This is a genomic window from Chlorobaculum parvum NCIB 8327 (assembly GCF_000020505.1).
Taxonomy (GTDB): domain Bacteria; phylum Bacteroidota; class Chlorobiia; order Chlorobiales; family Chlorobiaceae; genus Chlorobaculum; species Chlorobaculum parvum_A.
On the sequence record NC_011027.1, the window covers coordinates 1,086,591 to 1,103,429 of the forward strand.

13 protein-coding genes are annotated in these 16,839 nt (G+C 56.2%); 6 read left to right on the forward strand and 7 right to left on the reverse strand.

The window, feature by feature from the left end; all coding sequences use genetic code 11:
- Positions 1 to 191 precede the first annotated feature (191 nt).
- Positions 192 to 2,246 (forward strand): carboxy terminal-processing peptidase, encoded by a 2,055-nt coding sequence (locus tag CPAR_RS05020; RefSeq protein ID WP_156773374.1) that lies wholly within the window; start codon positions 192 to 194, stop codon positions 2,244 to 2,246.
- Between the two features lie 176 nt (positions 2,247 to 2,422).
- Here CPAR_RS05020 and argH read toward each other — a convergent pair whose 3' ends face one another.
- From argH to argC, 7 genes are all read right to left on the reverse strand, one after another.
- Positions 2,423 to 3,814, reverse strand: coding sequence for an argininosuccinate lyase (gene argH / locus CPAR_RS05025; RefSeq protein ID WP_012502226.1), 1,392 nt, complete (start codon positions 3,812 to 3,814; stop codon positions 2,423 to 2,425).
- 296 nt (positions 3,815 to 4,110) lie between these two features.
- A complete protein-coding gene (locus CPAR_RS05030) occupies positions 4,111 to 5,316 on the reverse strand; it encodes an argininosuccinate synthase (RefSeq protein WP_012502227.1) in 1,206 nt (401 codons plus the stop codon).
- 14 nt (positions 5,317 to 5,330) lie between these two features.
- The gene (locus CPAR_RS05035; protein ID WP_012502228.1) at positions 5,331 to 5,780 is read right to left on the reverse strand and encodes an arginine repressor; all 450 of its coding nucleotides are present in this window, start codon (positions 5,778 to 5,780) and stop codon (positions 5,331 to 5,333) included.
- A 10-nt stretch (positions 5,781 to 5,790) separates the two neighbouring features.
- On the reverse strand, positions 5,791 to 6,801 hold the full coding sequence (gene argF, locus CPAR_RS05040; RefSeq protein ID WP_012502229.1) for an ornithine carbamoyltransferase: 1,011 nt from the start codon (positions 6,799 to 6,801) through the stop codon (positions 5,791 to 5,793).
- Positions 6,798 to 7,703, reverse strand: a complete 906-nt coding sequence (argB, locus tag CPAR_RS05045) for an acetylglutamate kinase (RefSeq protein ID WP_012502230.1) — start codon at positions 7,701 to 7,703, stop codon at positions 6,798 to 6,800. The genes argF and argB overlap by 4 nt, the downstream gene beginning before the upstream one ends.
- A 165-nt stretch (positions 7,704 to 7,868) precedes the next feature.
- On the reverse strand, positions 7,869 to 9,152 hold the full coding sequence (argJ, locus tag CPAR_RS05050; protein ID WP_012502231.1) for a bifunctional glutamate N-acetyltransferase/amino-acid acetyltransferase ArgJ: 1,284 nt from the start codon (positions 9,150 to 9,152) through the stop codon (positions 7,869 to 7,871).
- A 22-nt stretch (positions 9,153 to 9,174) separates the two neighbouring features.
- Positions 9,175 to 10,191, reverse strand: coding sequence for an N-acetyl-gamma-glutamyl-phosphate reductase (gene argC / locus CPAR_RS05055; RefSeq protein ID WP_012502232.1), 1,017 nt, complete (start codon positions 10,189 to 10,191; stop codon positions 9,175 to 9,177).
- A gap of 269 nt (positions 10,192 to 10,460) precedes the next feature.
- Between argC and CPAR_RS05060 the strand changes: the two genes are divergently transcribed.
- The 5 genes from CPAR_RS05060 to CPAR_RS05080 all read left to right on the forward strand — a co-directional run bounded on the left by CPAR_RS05060 (position 10,461) and on the right by CPAR_RS05080 (position 16,548).
- A complete protein-coding gene (locus CPAR_RS05060) occupies positions 10,461 to 11,402 on the forward strand; it encodes a PstS family phosphate ABC transporter substrate-binding protein (RefSeq protein ID WP_012502233.1) in 942 nt (313 codons plus the stop codon).
- A 4-nt stretch (positions 11,403 to 11,406) separates the two neighbouring features.
- Entirely contained in the window at positions 11,407 to 12,696 is a 1,290-nt protein-coding gene (locus tag CPAR_RS05065; protein ID WP_012502234.1) for a GGDEF domain-containing protein, read from the forward strand.
- 59 nt (positions 12,697 to 12,755) lie between these two features.
- On the forward strand, positions 12,756 to 13,856 hold the full coding sequence (locus tag CPAR_RS05070) for a mechanosensitive ion channel domain-containing protein (RefSeq protein ID WP_012502235.1): 1,101 nt from the start codon (positions 12,756 to 12,758) through the stop codon (positions 13,854 to 13,856).
- A gap of 147 nt (positions 13,857 to 14,003) precedes the next feature.
- Positions 14,004 to 15,284, forward strand: a complete 1,281-nt coding sequence (locus tag CPAR_RS05075) for an ABC transporter permease (protein WP_012502236.1) — start codon at positions 14,004 to 14,006, stop codon at positions 15,282 to 15,284.
- A gap of 13 nt (positions 15,285 to 15,297) precedes the next feature.
- Positions 15,298 to 16,548, forward strand: coding sequence for an ABC transporter permease (locus CPAR_RS05080; RefSeq protein ID WP_012502237.1), 1,251 nt, complete (start codon positions 15,298 to 15,300; stop codon positions 16,546 to 16,548).
- The last annotated feature ends 291 nt before the right edge of the window (positions 16,549 to 16,839 follow it).

The following is a 16,839-nucleotide window of genomic DNA, read 5'->3' on the forward strand; positions in this document are numbered from 1 at the left end:
CAATGCGATTTTACGCATTCGCATGAAACCTGTTAGTTAAATACTATGTTTAGCAAATATAATATATTGAACCAAGATTTGAGGCTCTCGTTACTTTAAAGGTTCTTTTTACCAATACGTCATAGTTTATAAATATGAAATCGCTACGTACGGCACTGTTTCCCGTTTTCCTGATTTTCTCGATCCTGACGATGTCATGGGGTCAATCACAGGCAGTTCCAGCGAAAGCCGCCGCACCGCCAGCCTTGCTCGCACCGACTCCTGAACAGATGGAGGCCTCGCGCCATCTGGCCCAGTATCTTATCCAGAACCATTACCGGAAAGTTCCGCTGAACGATTCGCTTTCCCAGCAGATCTTCGACCGCTTCCTGGATAATATCGACAACAACCGGAGCTACTTTACGGCCTCAGACGTCGAAAGACTCAGAAAGGAGTACGGCAACCGCCTCGACGACGATTTCATAACCGGTAATCCGGAGGGCGGGTTCGCCATCTACAATCAGTTCCTGAAACGGGCTCGTCAGAAGATGGCGTTCATGATGAAGGCGCTCAAAACTTCGACATTCGATTTCACCAAGCCCGAAACGCTTGAACTCGAACGAAGCAAAACCGCTCCCTGGTCGGTTGATCTTGCCGCCCTGCAGGATCAGTGGCGTAAAGAGTTGAAGTATCAGTACCTGAACATGAAGTTCACCGGCGAAAAGGGAAAAAGCATCAAGAGCGCGCTTGAAAAGAGTTTCCGGAACCGCCTGAACCTCTTCAACCAGCAGAAGCCCGAAGACGCTTTCGTGGCCTACATGAATGCCGTGACCACCTCGTTCGATCCCCATACGGACTATTTCTCGCCCGATATGTATGAGAACTTTCAGATCGACATGAGCCGCTCGCTCGAAGGTATCGGAGCGAAGTTGCAGATGGAGAACGAATACACGGTGGTGAATGAAATCATTCCCGGCGGGCCGGCTTTCAAGGGCAACCAGCTCAAGAAAGGGGATCAGATTATCGGCGTCGGTCAGGGCGAGAATGGTGAAATTATCGATGTGGTCGGATGGCGGATCAACGACGTGGTCAAAAAAATCAGGGGTCCCAAAGGAACCGTGGTGCGGCTCAAGGTGCTTCCGGCCAGCCAGGCCAACAAGGGGCCGGCCCGCATCATCAGGATTGTCAGAGCCAAAGTCGATCTGCAGGAGCAGGCAGCCCAGAAGAAGATTATCATCGAAAAAGGTAAAAAGATCGGCGTGATCGTGCTGCCCTCGTTCTATCTCGATTTCGAAGGTGAACGACAGAATAAAACGAATTACACCAGCACCACACGCGATGTCATCAAGATTCTTAATGAGCTGAACGCTGCGAAGGTGGATGGTATTATTCTCGACCTGCGTGATAATGGCGGGGGTTCGCTCGAAGAGGCGGTCAACGTGACCGGCCTGTTCGTTGGACAGGGCCCGGTCGTGCAGGTCAGCAACGCTCTTGGCGGCAAGATGGTGCTCAAGGACGAAGAGTATCCGGCATTGTACACCGGGCCGCTTGTTGTGCTGGTCAACCGCTACAGCGCTTCGGCTTCGGAAATTTTTGCCGCAGCCATTCAGGATTACGGACGTGGCGTCATTGTCGGCGATCGCACGTTCGGCAAGGGCACCGTGCAGAGCATCGTATCGATCAAGCGCCCCTTCAGCATGTTCACGAACCAGCCCGATCTTGGCCAGCTCAAGCTGACCGTGGCAAAGTTCTACCGCATCTCTGGCGGAAGCACCCAGCATATCGGCGTGTTGCCCGACATCGTGCTGCCCTCGATGATCGATCCGGAGGTTGTCGGCGAAGATACCTACACCAGCAGTCTGCCCTGGACAACCATTTCAAGGGCGGACTACACTCCGGTCGGTTCGGTCAGCCGCGCCGATATTTCGATGTTGAAAAGCGAGTTCAAAGCGCGGGCTGCAAAGGATAGTCAATACCAGGCCTACCTTGCCGATCTGGCAACCCTGAACCGTATCAGAAACAAGAAGAGCGTCTCGCTTCAGGAAAAGAACTTCGAGACGGAGAGCAAGACCCTGAAGCAGATTCAGGATCGCTGGGGTGACGAGAATCTTGAAACCGGCAAGAAAAAGAAAACCGACTTTATCATTCAGGAAACCGCCGGTATCATGGATGATCTGATTGACCTCAAAGCTCAGGAGACAGATGCGCCGATGCTTCAGAAACCGGCAGCACAGCTCATCAAGGCTATGCCGCTAGGGAAGAAATGAGTGCTGAGTATGAATAGTTGATCGTTGCCAGGGCGGGCTAGAGATGTCCGCCCTGTCTCTTCTTGTGGGCGATAAAGTACTTTACAAGGCAAAATATCTTTGGAGACGTGAATAAAAAAGCAGGCTTATTACGGAGCCTGCTTTTTGCGTTTAATGGGTACCGCGTCAGCAATCCATCAACTATTCTTCCTTGCTCTGGCGATCTGCTCTTCGACGGACTTGAACGAGCAACTGCCAGCGGTTTTCTTGGAGTTGACGCTGGCGTCGGGTTTGAGGTCATCATAGATGCCTTCGTCGAACGATTCGGAGAAGGTGCGATACTCGTCGAGCGAAATGGTCGGCAGGGTCTTGCTCTTTTCGATAGCGTAGGCCACGATTTTTCCGGTGATGCGGTGAGCGTCACGGAAGGGGATCTGCTTTTTGACCAGGTATTCGGCGATTTCTGTCGCGAGGCTCAGATCCTCGGCGGTGAGCTTTGCGAGGCGCTCCTCGTTGAGCCAGGTTTTTTCGATCATCCGGCGGAACACCGACAGGCTCGACGCTGTGGTTTCGGCGGTGTCGAACAGCGGCGGTTTGTCTTCCTGCATGTCGCGGTTGTAGGAGAGCGGCAACCCTTTCATGATCGTCAGCAGGTTCATCAAATTACCATAAACCCGACCCGTCTTGCCACGCACCAGCTCGGCGATGTCGGCGTTCTTCTTCTGCGGCATGATCGACGACCCGGTCGCGAAGGCGTCGCTGATTGACAGGTAGTTGAACTCCGCCGATGTCCAGAGAATCACATCCTCCGAGAAGCGCGACAGGTGCATCATAATCATCGAGCAGGCCGAGACGAACTCGATCACCAGGTCGCGGTCGCTCACCGCATCGATGCTGTTGGCGAACACGCCGTCGAACTCAAGCAGCTCCGCCGAGCGCGCGGGGTTCAGCGGCAACGTGCTGCCCGCAAAGGCCGCCGCGCCGAGCGGCGAGATATTCGCCCGCTTGCGCAGGTCGGCGAGCCGCTCGGCGTCGCGGCCAAACATCGAGTGCCACGCCATGTAGTAGTGCCCGGCGGACATCGGCTGGGCGCGTTGCAGGTGGGTGTAGCCGAACATGATCGTGCTCTTGTACCGCTCCGCCTTGTCGAGCAGCGTCGATTGCATCGCTTCGAGCAGGCCGACCAGCCGGTCGATGTTCCGGCGCAGGTAAAGGCGCGTGTCGGTCGCCACCTGGTCGTTGCGGCTGCGCCCCGAATGCAGTTTGCCGGCCGCCGGGCCGATCAGCTCCTTCAGCCGGTTCTCGATCACGGTGTGAATATCCTCGTCCTCCCACACCGGTACCAGCTCGCCCGACTCGATCTCCTTTTCGACAGCCTTGAGACCTTCGACAATCTGTTCAGACTCTCCGGCAGAGATGATCCCTTCCTCGCCAAGCATCGTCGCATGGGCGATCGAACCCTGAATATCTTCACGGTAGAGCAATCCGTCCACATGAACGGACGAGGAGAACTGCAAAGCCTCCCGGTCAAACGGTTCCGAAAAACGGCTCTGCCACAAGAGTTCCTTCTGTTTTGACTGGTCGGACATGGTAACGTAACGCTATGAGATTTGCAGGGCTAAACGCCCAATGATAATGGTTTGCTGGGAAGATAAACAATCCGGTGGGAAAAGTGGTGAAGCAACCTTTTTCTGCGAGTCGACAACTTTCGCCAAAAAGATTCGGTGCCTGTCAAATGATTAAGGGGGCAGGCAATTTTGATTCCACATCGCATAATAAAAAAGCAGGCTACGGAAATTCGCGCCTGCTTTTTGCGTTTTGATGAGGAGGACAGCTGCAAGGGACTGCCCCTACGAAATGGCATTCAATCGATAATTATCAATTGTCATTTCCCCAGATTCACCTCGCTGTAGGTCTTCAATCCGAGGCCATAAAGCTGGATGAAGCCTTCGGCTGCTTTGTGGTTGAAGGTGTCGGCTTCGGTGTAGGTGGCCAGCTCTTCGTTGTAGAGCGAGTTCGGCGAGGTGCGACCGAGCAGGGTGACGTTACCCTTGTAGAGCTTGAGCCTGACCATGCCGGTGACCGGTTTCTGCGTGACGTCAACGAAGGCGTCGAGAGCTTCGCGCATCGGGGAGAACCAGGTGCCGTTGTAGATGATGTTGGCATAGTCCTGACCGATGTTCCGCTTGTACTGGAAGACGCTTTTTTCAAGCGTGAGGCGTTCGAGTTCGCGGTGGGCGAAGTGCAGGATGGTGGCTGCCGGAGCTTCATAAATCTCGCGTGACTTGATGCCGACCACACGGTTCTCGATCATATCGAGCCTGCCGACGCCGTTCATCGCGCCGAGTTCGTTGAGCTTGACGATGAGGTCGAGGCCCTCCATCTGCTGGCCGTCGAGCGCCACCGGGATACCTTCGACGAAGTCGATGTCAACCACGGTCGGCTTGTCGGGAGCCTCTTCGGGCGAGGTGGTGATCTGGTAGGCGTCGGCGGGCGGCGGCACCATCGGGTCTTCGAGCACGCCGCACTCGATGCTGATGCCCCAGATGTTCTCGTCGATCGAGTAGGGATTTTTCTTGGTTGCCGAAACCGGGATGTTGTGCTCCAGCGCGTAGGTGATCTCCTGCTCGCGCGAGGTGAACTCCCACTCGCGCAGCGGGGCGACCACCTTCATGTGCGGGGCGAGTGAGGCGAAGGTCACCTCGAAACGAACCTGGTCGTTGCCCTTGCCGGTGCAGCCGTGGGTGAGCATGGTGCATCCTTCGGCGAGCGCCACATCGACCAGCGCCTTGGCGAGGATCGGACGTCCGAGCGCCGTGGCGAGCGGGTACACGTCCTCGTAAAGCGCACCGGCTTTCAGTGCTTTCCAGATGCAATCTTCGACGAACGTTTTGCGCAGATCGACGAAGTGGAACGACGCCGCGCCGGTGGCGAGTGCTTTCGGTTCGAGGTTATCGACCTCCATCTTCTGGCCGAGGTTGCCCGTGACTGCCACGATTTCTGCGCCTTCATATTTATCCTTCAGCCACTTGATCATGACTGACGTGTCGAGGCCGCCGGAGTAGGCGACCGCAATTTTTTCCTTGCTCATGCTTGCGATACCGGTTATGGTTGTGAGAGAATTTTCTGAATATAGGATTTGACGGACGAAATTTTCCTGATGGTTGCAGGAATTACGAGCACCGTATCGTCCCCGGCGATGGTGCCGAGGATTTCGGGGCTGTTTATGCGGTCGAGGAACGATCCGACGCCGTGAGCGCGACCGGGCAGGGTGTTGATGATGATCGAGGTTTCGTTGGCTGTGATCGAGAGCACCTCCATGCCGACAAGCCCGCGAAGAATGTCCTCCTGGGGCTCTTCGGGCACTGAGAGCCGGTAGCCACCGTCGGCGGTGCGGTTGCGGACGATGCCCATTTCGGCGAAGTCGCGCGAAAGTGTAGGCTGGGCGACGGAAAAGCCCTCCTTTTCAAGCATTCCGAGCAACTCCTGCTGGCCGGATACGTCGTTGTTTTCGACCAGCTCTCTGATCTTTTTCTGCCTGAGCGCCTTGTTCATCGTTTCCTTCTCAGGCTTTGAGCTGGCTGGCCGCGCGGTTCAGGCGGTGCGTCAGGTGGAACTTGCGATAGACGTCGTGGTTCATCAGTTTCACCATGAGCGCTTTCTGCACGTGCAGGCGGTTTTCGGCCTCGTCGATGATGATCGACTGCGGGCCGTCCATCACTTCGGCGCTGATCTCCTGGCCGCGATGGGCGGGCATACAGTGCATCACCACAGCAGACGATTTGGCTTCAGCCATCATCTTCGAGTTGATCTGGTAGGGCTCGAAAGTCTTCAAACGCTCGGCCATCTCATCCTCCTGGCCCATGCTCGTCCAGACGTCGGTGTAGAGCACGTCGGCGTCTTTGGCAGCTTCCATCGGGTCGTGCACGATTTCGATGACGCTTTTTGCGTTTGCGCGCGCCTGCTTCAGCAGCGTTTCGTCCGGCAGATAGCCTTCGGGGCAGGTGAGCACGAAGTGGAACGGGAGGATTCCGGCAAGCTCGATCCACGAATTCGCCACGTTGTTGCCGTCGCCAACGAAGACCACCTTGATGTCGTCGCGCCACAGCCCTTTTTCGTAAAGCGTGAAGGCGTCGGCCAGAATCTGGCACGGGTGTGACAGATCGGTGAGCGCGTTGATGACCGGAATGCTTGCGTGCGCGGCGAGTGTCTCGATGATTTCGTGCTCGTGCAGGCGGGCCACAATCGCGTCGTTGTAGCGCGACAGCAGACGGGCGATATCCTCGACCGATTCACGTTCGCCGACGCCGATGGATTTGCCTTCGAGGCTGATGGCGTGGCCACCGAGTTCATAGACGCCCAGCTCGAACGAAACCCGCGTGCGCAGCGATGGCTTGTTGAAGATCATGGCCACGGTTTTGTGGCGGATCGGGCGGAACTCGGCAGTCTGGCGGTTGGCTTCACGCTGTTGCTTGATGTGGAGCGAGTAGTCGAACAGTTCGATGATCTTTTCGGCATCGAGTCCCGTGAATCCGAGAAAGTCGCGTTTTTTGGTTCCGGTCTGTTGTTTGCTCATGATAGAATTTCTTTTTCGGTTTCGACGACGAACTGCGTGCCGACGCCTTCATTGGTAAAGACTTCGAGCAGCAGGGCATGGGTAATCTGCCCGTCGATGAGATGAACTTTGCCGACCCCTCCGTCAAGCGTCTGGTAGGCCGAAACCACCTTCGGAATCATGCCTCCAGTGATGACGCCGCGCTCGATGAACTCTGCGGCGTCAGCTTTGCAGATCGTTTTCAGGATGCGGTCGCCGACCCGGACGCCTTCGACGTCGCTGATGTAGATCAGCTTTTCAGCCTTGAGCGCTACGGCGATGGCTGCGGCCGCGTCGTCGGCGTTGATGTTGTAGACGTTGCTCTCCATGTCGTAGCCGATGGGGGCGATCACTGGAATCAGTCCGGCATCGGTGAGCAGGTCGATGTAGCGCGTGTTGATTTCAGCGACCTGGCCCACCAGCCCCAGCGTCTCTGCATTGGCGGCTGGCACGGCGCGGATCATGTCGGCGTCGAGGCCGCTGACGCCGACTGCGTTGCCGCCATCCTCGTTGATGAGCTGCACGATGTCCTGGTTCACCTTACCGGCCAGCGTCATCTGCACCACGTTGATGGTTTCGAGGTCGGTGACGCGCTTGCCGTGCACGAAGGTGGTTTCCAGCCCCATCTTGTCGGAGGTCTTGGTAATGGCATCGCCCCCGCCGTGCACGATCACCACCTTGATGCCGACTTTGCGTAACAGAGTAACGTTTTCGGCGAAGATGTTCTTGAGCACCTCGTCTTTCATGGCCGCGCCGCCGTACTTGATGACGAAAGTTTTGCCCTCGAACTGTCTGATATAGGGCAGCGCCTCGACAAGCACGTGGCCGATCACCGGCTGGGGACGTTTGCCGTCGGGGCGGAATTCACTGCACATTTTTTCCATGTCAAATCTCTGAAATTCAAAAAAAGAAAGCTCTCACAAGCCCAACGCAAGAAACCAAAGGTACTATTGGCGGCATGGACTTAGTGGACGAAGTGGACAATCTGGATGAAAAAGCAAAAGCACTGATTACCACCCAACCAAAACTGTCAACTACATTATCAATTATCAACTCCGATAGCTGCCGTTGATTTCGATATAACCGTGGCTCAGGTCGCAGGTCCAGACGGTGGCTGCGCCCGGACCGTTGCCGAGCGAAAGCGTGATGGTGAACTCTTTCTGCTGCATGACCTCTTTGGCCCGCTCTTCGGAGAAGTTGGCGTCGAGGCCCGGTTTGAGAATCGGTTCGTCGTCGAAATAAACCGACAGCTCCTCCTGAATGAATGAGGCGCCCGAGCGTCCTGCCGCTGCAATGATGCGGCCCCAGTTGGCGTCCTCACCGTGGATGGCCGTTTTGACGAGCGGGGAGTTGGCCACGGTCATCGCCGCCATGCGAGCCTCGGCATCGCTTTTCGCGCCGGTGACGCGCAGTTCGACGAACTTGGTCGCTCCCTCGCCATCGACGATGATGAGCTGGGCGAGCATGGTCATTACCGAGCGCAGCGCCTCGCCAAAGAGCTTGGCATCCTCCGTGCCGCGCAATACCTCCGGCCCTTTGCCGCTCGCCATGATGGCTGCCATGTCGTTGGTGCTGGTGTCGCCGTCAACCGTGATGGCGTTGAAGCTCACCATGTTGGCCGCCGAGAGCAGCTCCTGCAACAGCGCCGGTTCAATCGACACATCGGTGCCGAGGAAGGCGAGCATCGTCGCCATATTCGGGCAGATCATCCCCGAACCTTTGGCGATGCCCGCGATGCGAGTAGTGCCGCTCGAGAGCTTCACGTCAACCGCGAAGGCCTTCGGGAAGGTGTCGGTGGTCATGATCGCTTCGGCGGCCTCAGCCCAGTTCGCGGTGCCGGAAGCGGCTTTCAGCGCTGGCATGGCTGCGTCGATTTTGTCGACCGGCAGCGTCTGCCCGATCACGCCCGTTGAGGCGACAAGTACTTCGCCCGCATCGACGCCGAACGCGGCAGCCGTGGCTTCAGCCATGCGTTGTGCGTTCTTCATGCCCTCGGCGCCCGTGGCAGCGTTGGCGTTGCCGCTGTTGCAGATGACCGCACGCATTTTGCCGTTTGAGGCCGACAGCGCAGCTTTCGACAGCTCGACCGGAGCCGCGCAGCAAAGGTTTGTCGTAAATACCGAGGCGGTGCTGGCGAGCTGGTCGCAAAGCAGCAGCATCAGATCCTTGCGCGTCGGCTTGATTCCGCAGTTGATGCCCGAGAGCGTGAAGCCTTCAGGCCAGAATGTATCGCCCGATGCGGGATCGGCAATAACCGGCATCACCCCCTGCGGCCAGACGGTTCTGGCGGCGAGGCGTTTGACAGCGGTAATCGATTTATCGAATGGTTCCACTTTTCTTTAAGTCGATAATACGTTATAACAAGGCAGTTGTTTCGTCGAAGCCGAGCATCAGGTTCATGTTCTGAACCGCCTGACCGGCTGCGCCCTTGACCAGATTGTCGATGGCCGTGATGATGACAAGCGAGCCGTCGTTTTCGAATGCGAGGCTGACGTCGCAGAAGTTGGTGTTGGCCACATGGCTCACCTCGGTCACGCCGTTGCGCAGACGCACGAACGGAGCGTCGGCATAGAATCCCGCGTACAGCTCACGAATCGACGCCATCGTCGCCGGTGAGGCGAGGCGTACGTTCAGCACCGAGTAGATGCCGCGCACGTACGGGGCGATCATCGGCGTCATGACGAAGCGGAACGATGGCTCCGTGGCCGAAGTGCCGAGTGCCTGCATGATCTCCGGCGTGTGCTGGTGTTTGCCCACCTTGTAGGCGCGCATGTTGCCGCTCATTTCCGAGAACGAGAGTTCGGTCTTTGCACTTCTGCCCGCACCCGAAATGCCTGATATCGCCGTCACGTTGACCGACTCCACTTCGAGCCCCACCATGCCGCCACGGAACAGGGGAGCGAGCCCGAGGATGATGCTCGTGGCATAGCATCCCGGATTGCTGATTGCCGTCGATTTGACGATTTCGTCGCGGAACAGCTCTGGCATACCGTACTGTAGAACAGCTTCCGGCGACTTGTCGCCACCGTAGAAATGCTTGTGCTCGTCGACTTTTTCGAGCCTGTAATCGCCCGACAGATCGATGATCTTCTTGCCGGCAGCAAGCAAGCCCGGCACCAGTCGCAGTGCTTCGCCATGCGGAAGCGCGAGGAAATAGATATCGCTATCGGTCTGTCCCTCGTAGGTCTGGAATACCTTGTCGCAGGGAATGGCCGGGTAAAGCTCCGAAAAGTGCTTGCCCGCCTGGGTGTGGGCGTACAGCGCTTCGATTTCAATTCCGGGATGCCTCTTGAGCAGTTTGATCAGCTCGGCTCCCGAATATCCGGAAGCACCAATCACCGAGGCCGTCCAGGTTTTTTGCTGTTGATTCATCGACGATTACACGTATTCAGTAAAGTGAATAAATATTCAGGGAAGCGGATATATTACTTAATTCGTGTCGTTTTTCCATGAAAATTGATGATTGTTTACAAAGCCAATTTCTGCTCGGCTCCATTCAGTTCACAATCCTCCTTTGAGTCTTCGTTTTCTTTTGGTTTTTCAATGAGTTGCAGGGGTTGCTGTTAATCCGGATTTTCAGCGCCTGATAGTACCTTTCTGCTGTTTTTTGCCTACATTTCAACTATAAATCTACTATAGCCATGAATCACCGGTTCCGTAACGTTGTGATCATCCTCATCCTGGCCGCAGGCATTCTGGTGCCGTTGTGGTTATGGATGCGTCCTCCCGCTTCCGAGCAACAGGTGAGCTCGGCAGTGTCCGGTCCGACGCCGATCAGCGGGAGCCTCATCGTGGCTGTTGACCACACCCTGATGCCGGTAGCTACTCTTCAGTCCCGAGCTTTTTCCGATCAATATGGCCAGGCGTCGATTTCCATCGAAGGCTCCAGTTCACGGCCCGTGCTGCAATTCCTGCGCCGTGAGGCCGGGGCTGCTCTGATTCAGGGAGCGCTTTCTGCCGAGGAGGATTCGGTGATGACTTCATTGAAACGTCCGGTCAAACAGCAGTCGGTGGCTCGTAACGCTCTGGTGCTGGTGGTTAATAAGGCCAATCCTGTCCGTACTTTTTCCCTTGAACAGTTGCGCCAAATCTTTTCCGGCAAGATGTTGGACTGGAAAGCTGTCAGCAGTGTATCCGGCCCGATCGTCCCCTGTGTGAACGGCAGCGATCTGCGGTCGAGGCTGGTGCTTTCGTCGCTGCTTTTCGGCAAGCAGGATGAACTGAAAGCTTCCGCCGAACCAGGCCTTTCCGAGCTGCTTGAGCGGGTGAGCAGTGACCGCAACGCCTTGGCAGTCATCACTATGCCAGCCTGGGCAGAAACCTTGCGCAGCGGCAGATACGGCCAAAGTCTTCGGGCGGTGCCGCTCATTGGTGACGATGGGGGAGCGCCGGTAAGCGCTTCGCCTGCAACGGTGTACCGTGGAGAGTATCCGCTCTCGACGGTCATCCTCTATCTGTACGACCCGTACAATCCCCTTGCCACCGGTTTTGGCGCATGGCTCGCCAAGGAGGGGCAGAAGCTTTTCGAGCGCGGCGACATGGCTCCATACCAGCAGCTCGTGCGCACGATCATTATCAAATGAATGGATGAAACAGGAATACGAAACTTCCGGCAGAGGCTTGCTCCGACTGCCCATTATCACTGGTATTGCAGCGCTGCTGCTGGCTTTCGGCGGCACGGCATGGTTCGGGGCTTACCAGACAGAGCATATCCGGGCTATTTCGCTCAAGCAGGATCTTCGCATGAAGCTGGTCGAGTGCCGCACAACGGTTGCTTCGATCGAACAGCAGTTGGGGAGTGAGCAGCTCTCGCTTGCCCAGCGCGAGGAGATTCAGTCGAGATTGCGCATCGAATGCGCCCGCTTTGCGGATGTGAAAAAGAATTCAGGCATCAAGCCGGAAAGCGAGCTGGGGGAGTGGCTGATGAAAAGAAAGCCCATTACCAGCATTGTCAATCGGGAAACGCTTCAGCTTATCGTGGTCGATCTGGACGAAATGATCGCGGCCATGACCAGCCAGATCGCTGAAGAGAACGATATGGTCGGCCTGAGCCTGATCTACTACCTCGTATTCATCACCATTCTGCTGCTCTTTATCGTGCTTGCAGGCGGTCGCCTCCTCGCGTCAAACTATCGCCACTCGATCATTCCGCTCCACCAGCTTGCGCAACGCCTGATGCAGTTGAACCGCGATCTGCCCGAAAGCCTGCACGACACGGCCGAAGCCGCCGAGGATATGCTGACCGGCCCCAACCCCTCCGCCGAAATGCGCTCCGTCACCAGCTCGGTAGCTTCGCTCTGCCACGACATCGAGGCCAAAAACAAGAAGCTCGACGAAATTTACATTCGCGATGAAAAGACTGGCCTCTACAACTACCGCCACTTTAAGGAGCACCTCATCATCGATGTGGAGCGGGCCAAGCGGTTTGGCGCCAGTATTGCGCTGGCCATGATCGACATCGACTACTTCAAGATGTACAACGATCTGCACGGCCACATCGAGGGCGATAAGGTGCTTGTCAGGATCGCCGAAATCATCCACCAGGAGTGCCGCGCGACCGACATTCCGTCACGGTTCGGTGGTGAGGAGTTCGCGCTGCTGTTCCCGAAAACCGATCGCCAGACAGCGCTGGAGATTGCCGAACGGCTGCAAAGCATCATCAGCGCCGAACCCTTCGAGCACGAGCACACCCAGCCGGAAGGCCAGTTGACCGTAAGCATCGGTGTGGCTGCGCTGCCTGATGATGCAACCGACTGGTATTCGTTGGTTAATAATGCCGATAAAGCTCTTTACAAAGCAAAGTCTTTGGGCCGCAACAGAGTTTTAGGATTTACGAGGGAATTCTGTCAGGAACAACCGCCAGACAGACAGTGTTGACTTTAAACAGGGCAAAATGAGTTGATCGGTACAATTAACGTTTGAAAGGTTTGGATACCATGCTTGAAAAACTCATATCATTCGGGCCGTTTATAGCCACGGTTACCGTTATTGGCGGACTCCTGTGGGGAGTGCATTGGCTGCTTATCAAACGGCATCCAGACTTCGGCAGTGAGCGCAAGTTTTCGCGTCAGCTCATTATACTCGGGTTGACTATTATTGGAATCATTGTCTCCGTTCTTGTGCTGCCCATGAGCGATAGTTCACGCAATCAATTGCTTACATTGATTGGACTTATACTGTCGGGACTTTTTGCTTTCTCTTCTTCGACGGTCATTGCGAATCTCATGGGTGGGGTGTTGATGCGAATCACCACGCCGTTCAGAGTCGGTGATTTTATTCGCATCGGCGACCATTTTGGCAGGGTATCCGAGCGAGGATTGTTCGACACCGAAATCCAGACTGAAGCTCGTGAACTTATCTCTTTGCCGAACTCCTACTGCATTTCGAACCCTGTCACGACAACCCGGAGCTCGGGCACCATTATCTCGTCGTCGCTCTCGTTGGGCTACGATCTGGATCATCGACAAATCGAATCCTTACTGATCGAAGCTGCTAAAACGAGTGGTCTGGTCGAGCCATTCGTTCATATTGTGGAGTTAGGCAACTTTTCGGTTGCCTATCGCGTGTCGGGTTTGCTTGAGGATCCCAAATACCTTATTTCAGCGCGTTCAAAACTTTATGCCAGTGTGCTGGATACGCTGCATAGCAAGGGAATCGAAATCATGTCGCCCACCTTCATGAACCAGCGCCAGCTCAGCGATAAAGAAAAAATTATCCCGTCAACTCATGTTGCCGTGCCAAAAACCGGGAAGCACGAGTCCTCAGCCGAAGACATCGTTTTTGACAAAGCCGAAAAAGCGGAAAAGCTTGAGAAGGAAAAGCAGCAAATCAGGCAAGAGATCGAAAAGCTGGAAGCTTTGTTAAAAGAGGTGAGTGACGAGGAAGAGAAAACGGCCAAGCAGGAAGCAATCAAGCAATTGGAGGAGCGTCTGAAAGCGCTTGAAGAGACTCCGAAGGAAGAGGAGGGGGAAAAGGGGAATGTAGAGCCGGACGACTCTATAGTTGCTGATACCATTAATCCCTCCATTCAACGTTGACCAAATCCAACCTTCGCCGTTGGTTGAGCTTCTACCTTAAACTCAATCTCGCAATCCTGCACCAGCAACCCGGAAATTCTTATCTTTCCCGTCATTAATCTTCAAAGACCCGTTCCCAGAAAGCCACCACACGCCCTTATCTACCCAGTGAAAGCCGAGTTCTATATTGCCCGTCGATTTGCGTTCAAGCCGCGGTCGCATTCGAAGCCGACCTTTATTGTGTTTGCTTCAGCGCTGGGCATTGCGGTCGGGACGGCGGCGCTGATTTTGACGTTGTCTATCGTCAACGGGTTTTCATCCGTCATCGAAGGCAAGCTCATCCGGTTTACGTCGCATCTTCAGGTGCGGCAGGCGGATGGGCGTCTTTTTTACGAGACTCGCCGAGATCGCCAGACGTTGAACGGCGTGCCGGGCATTGCTGAAACTTACCCGTTCCTCGAACTGAACGTGATGCTCAAGAGCCGGAACCAGTCGCGCGGTGACGGCGGTGGCATTGCGCCCGCGCAGATTCGGGGGATCACGCCGGAGGAGGCCCGGAAATTTCTCGGCGGTGCAGAGAGCGGTTTGTGGCAGGCGCTGGATGGCACGGATGCAGAGGCAGATGGAGCGCTGCCGGTGATGTGCGGCAAGGCGCTGGCCGAGCAGCTCGGCATCAAGACCGGCGACCGGCTGATGATTGTGGGTGTCGATGGTGGTGCAAATGGCTCGGCTCTTTCCGGAGCGCAGAGCGTGGTTGAGCTTTTATCCGGCCTCGATCTGCAGGTGGCCAGAGTTGCGGGCATCTACAACACCGGCCTGACCGAGGGGTTCGACGATCTGGTGGTGTTCGCCGGTCTGGGGCGGCTCCAGGCGCTCTACCATCCCGGCATGATTTCTGGCTACGAGGCTAACGTCACCGACCTGCGCAACCTCGACGCCATTTCGGCGCAAGTGACCGAGGCGCTCGGCTATCCCTTTTATTCCTACACGGTTTATCAGCGCTACTCAAACCTCTTCGAGTGGCTGAAGCTCCAGAAGAACATCACACCGCTCCTGATCGTGACCATCACGGTGGTGGCGGTGTTCAACATCGTTTCGACGCTGCTGGTGCTCATCATCGAAAAGACGAAGGAGATCGGGATGCTCTCAGCGCTCGGGCTTGAACCGGGCGGCATCAGCCGGGTGTTCATGGGGCAGGCGCTGATGATTGCGCTGGTGGGCATCGGCACGGGTAATCTGCTTGCGCTTGGGCTGTCGCTGTTCGAGCTGCACTTCCACCTCATCAAACTTCCTGAGGAGAGCTACTTCGTCAGCCAGGTGCCGATCCAGATCGACCCGATGAACTACCTGCTCGTCTCCGCTGCCGTGGCGCTGCTGACGCTGCTGTTTGCTTTCATTCCATCGCGTGTGGCTGCCTCGCTGCGGCCCAGCACGGCCCTGACCGTATGAGGAGCCACGAACGATGAACGCAGGGTTCTGGATAGCGAGTCGTTACAGCTTCGCGCGGAAGCGGTTTCGGGTGATCAACATCATCTCCGGCATCAGCCTCGCAGGGATCGTAGTCGGCGTTTCAACGCTGCTGATTGTGATGAGCGTGCTGAACGGGTTCCAGCAGCTCGCACGCGACCTGTTCGTGACCGTCGAAAGCCCGGTACAGCTCGTGCCTGCGGAGGGGCGCTCGATGGTGGTTTCCGACTCGCTGCTGGCGGCTATCGGCAAAATCAATGGCGTGCAGACGGTCGATCCGTTCGTCGAAGGGCAGGCGATTCTTTCCACGCCGGGCAAGAGCGAACTGGTCATGGTCAAGGGGGTGACGCCGGATGCGCAACGCCGGATGCAAACGGGTACCGGGGTTCGTCCGCCGCTTTTTTCCGGCGATGGGGTTTCCGTCGGAAGCCTGCTGGCAGAACGCATGGAGCTCTACGCGGGCCAGCGGGTGCGGCTCTTCAGTCCGGAACTGATTTCGGCGGGCTTGCAGGCGCTCTCGCAGCCGGAGCTGTTGCCCGCGCTTTCGATCGGCGAGGCGAGAGTCGAGTCGGCGTTCGTCTTGCAGCAGATTTTCGATGACCGCTACGTGCTTGCGCCTCTTTCAGTTGGCCGGACGATTCTGCTTTACGGCAAGGAGCGCTATTCCGGCCTCGATGTGCGACCGGAGAGCGGTGTGCGGGCTGACGAGCTTGAACGGGAACTTCGCCAGTGGCTTGCGGCGAACGGGCTTGGCGGGAAGTGGACGGTGATGACGCTCGAAGAGAAGCATCGGGAGCTGTTCGCTGTGATGCGTCTCGAAAAGTGGGCGAGCTTCGCGGTGCTGATGCTGGTGATTATGGTTGCGCTGCTGAGCCTTGCCGGGTCGCTCGCCATGACGGTGATCGATAAAAAGCACGAACTGTTCTACCTGCGCTGCCTTGGCATGGAGCGCCCGCAGTTCATGACCATTTTCATCGTGGAAGGAGGCTTGACCGGACTGGTCGGCACGGCGCTCGGTTCGCTGATTGCCTGGCTTCTCCTTAAAGCGCAGGAGCTGTATGGCTTCGTAAAACTTCCATCGGAAAGCGCCTTCATCATCAAAGCCTACCCCGTCAGCATGCAGGCATGGGATTTCGTGGCCGTCGGAGCCGCCGCGATGCTCTTTACGCTGCTGGTCAGCCTCTATCCCGCCGGAAAAGCTGCCGCGATTGCCACGAGCCGGTCGCTGGAAGACAAGAGCGAGTGAGGGGGGGATGATAAAACAGTCTTTTCTTCAGGAGGGTTTTAACCCGACGGATATTCCAGGTTTTACATTTAATTCCATTTCTAAAAAAGTATACATCATCATTAGACTTGTGGTATTTCAGCCCGTCATTCCCGCGAAGGCGGGAATCCAGAATCCGGAATAAGCACATAGATCCCCGCTTTCGCGGGAATGACGAGTAAGCGGCATTTTATCGATACATGAATGATCTGGAATTGGAATAATATTGCCCCGGCTTTTAAGCCGGGGATCATGGATCAACAAAAAAATCAA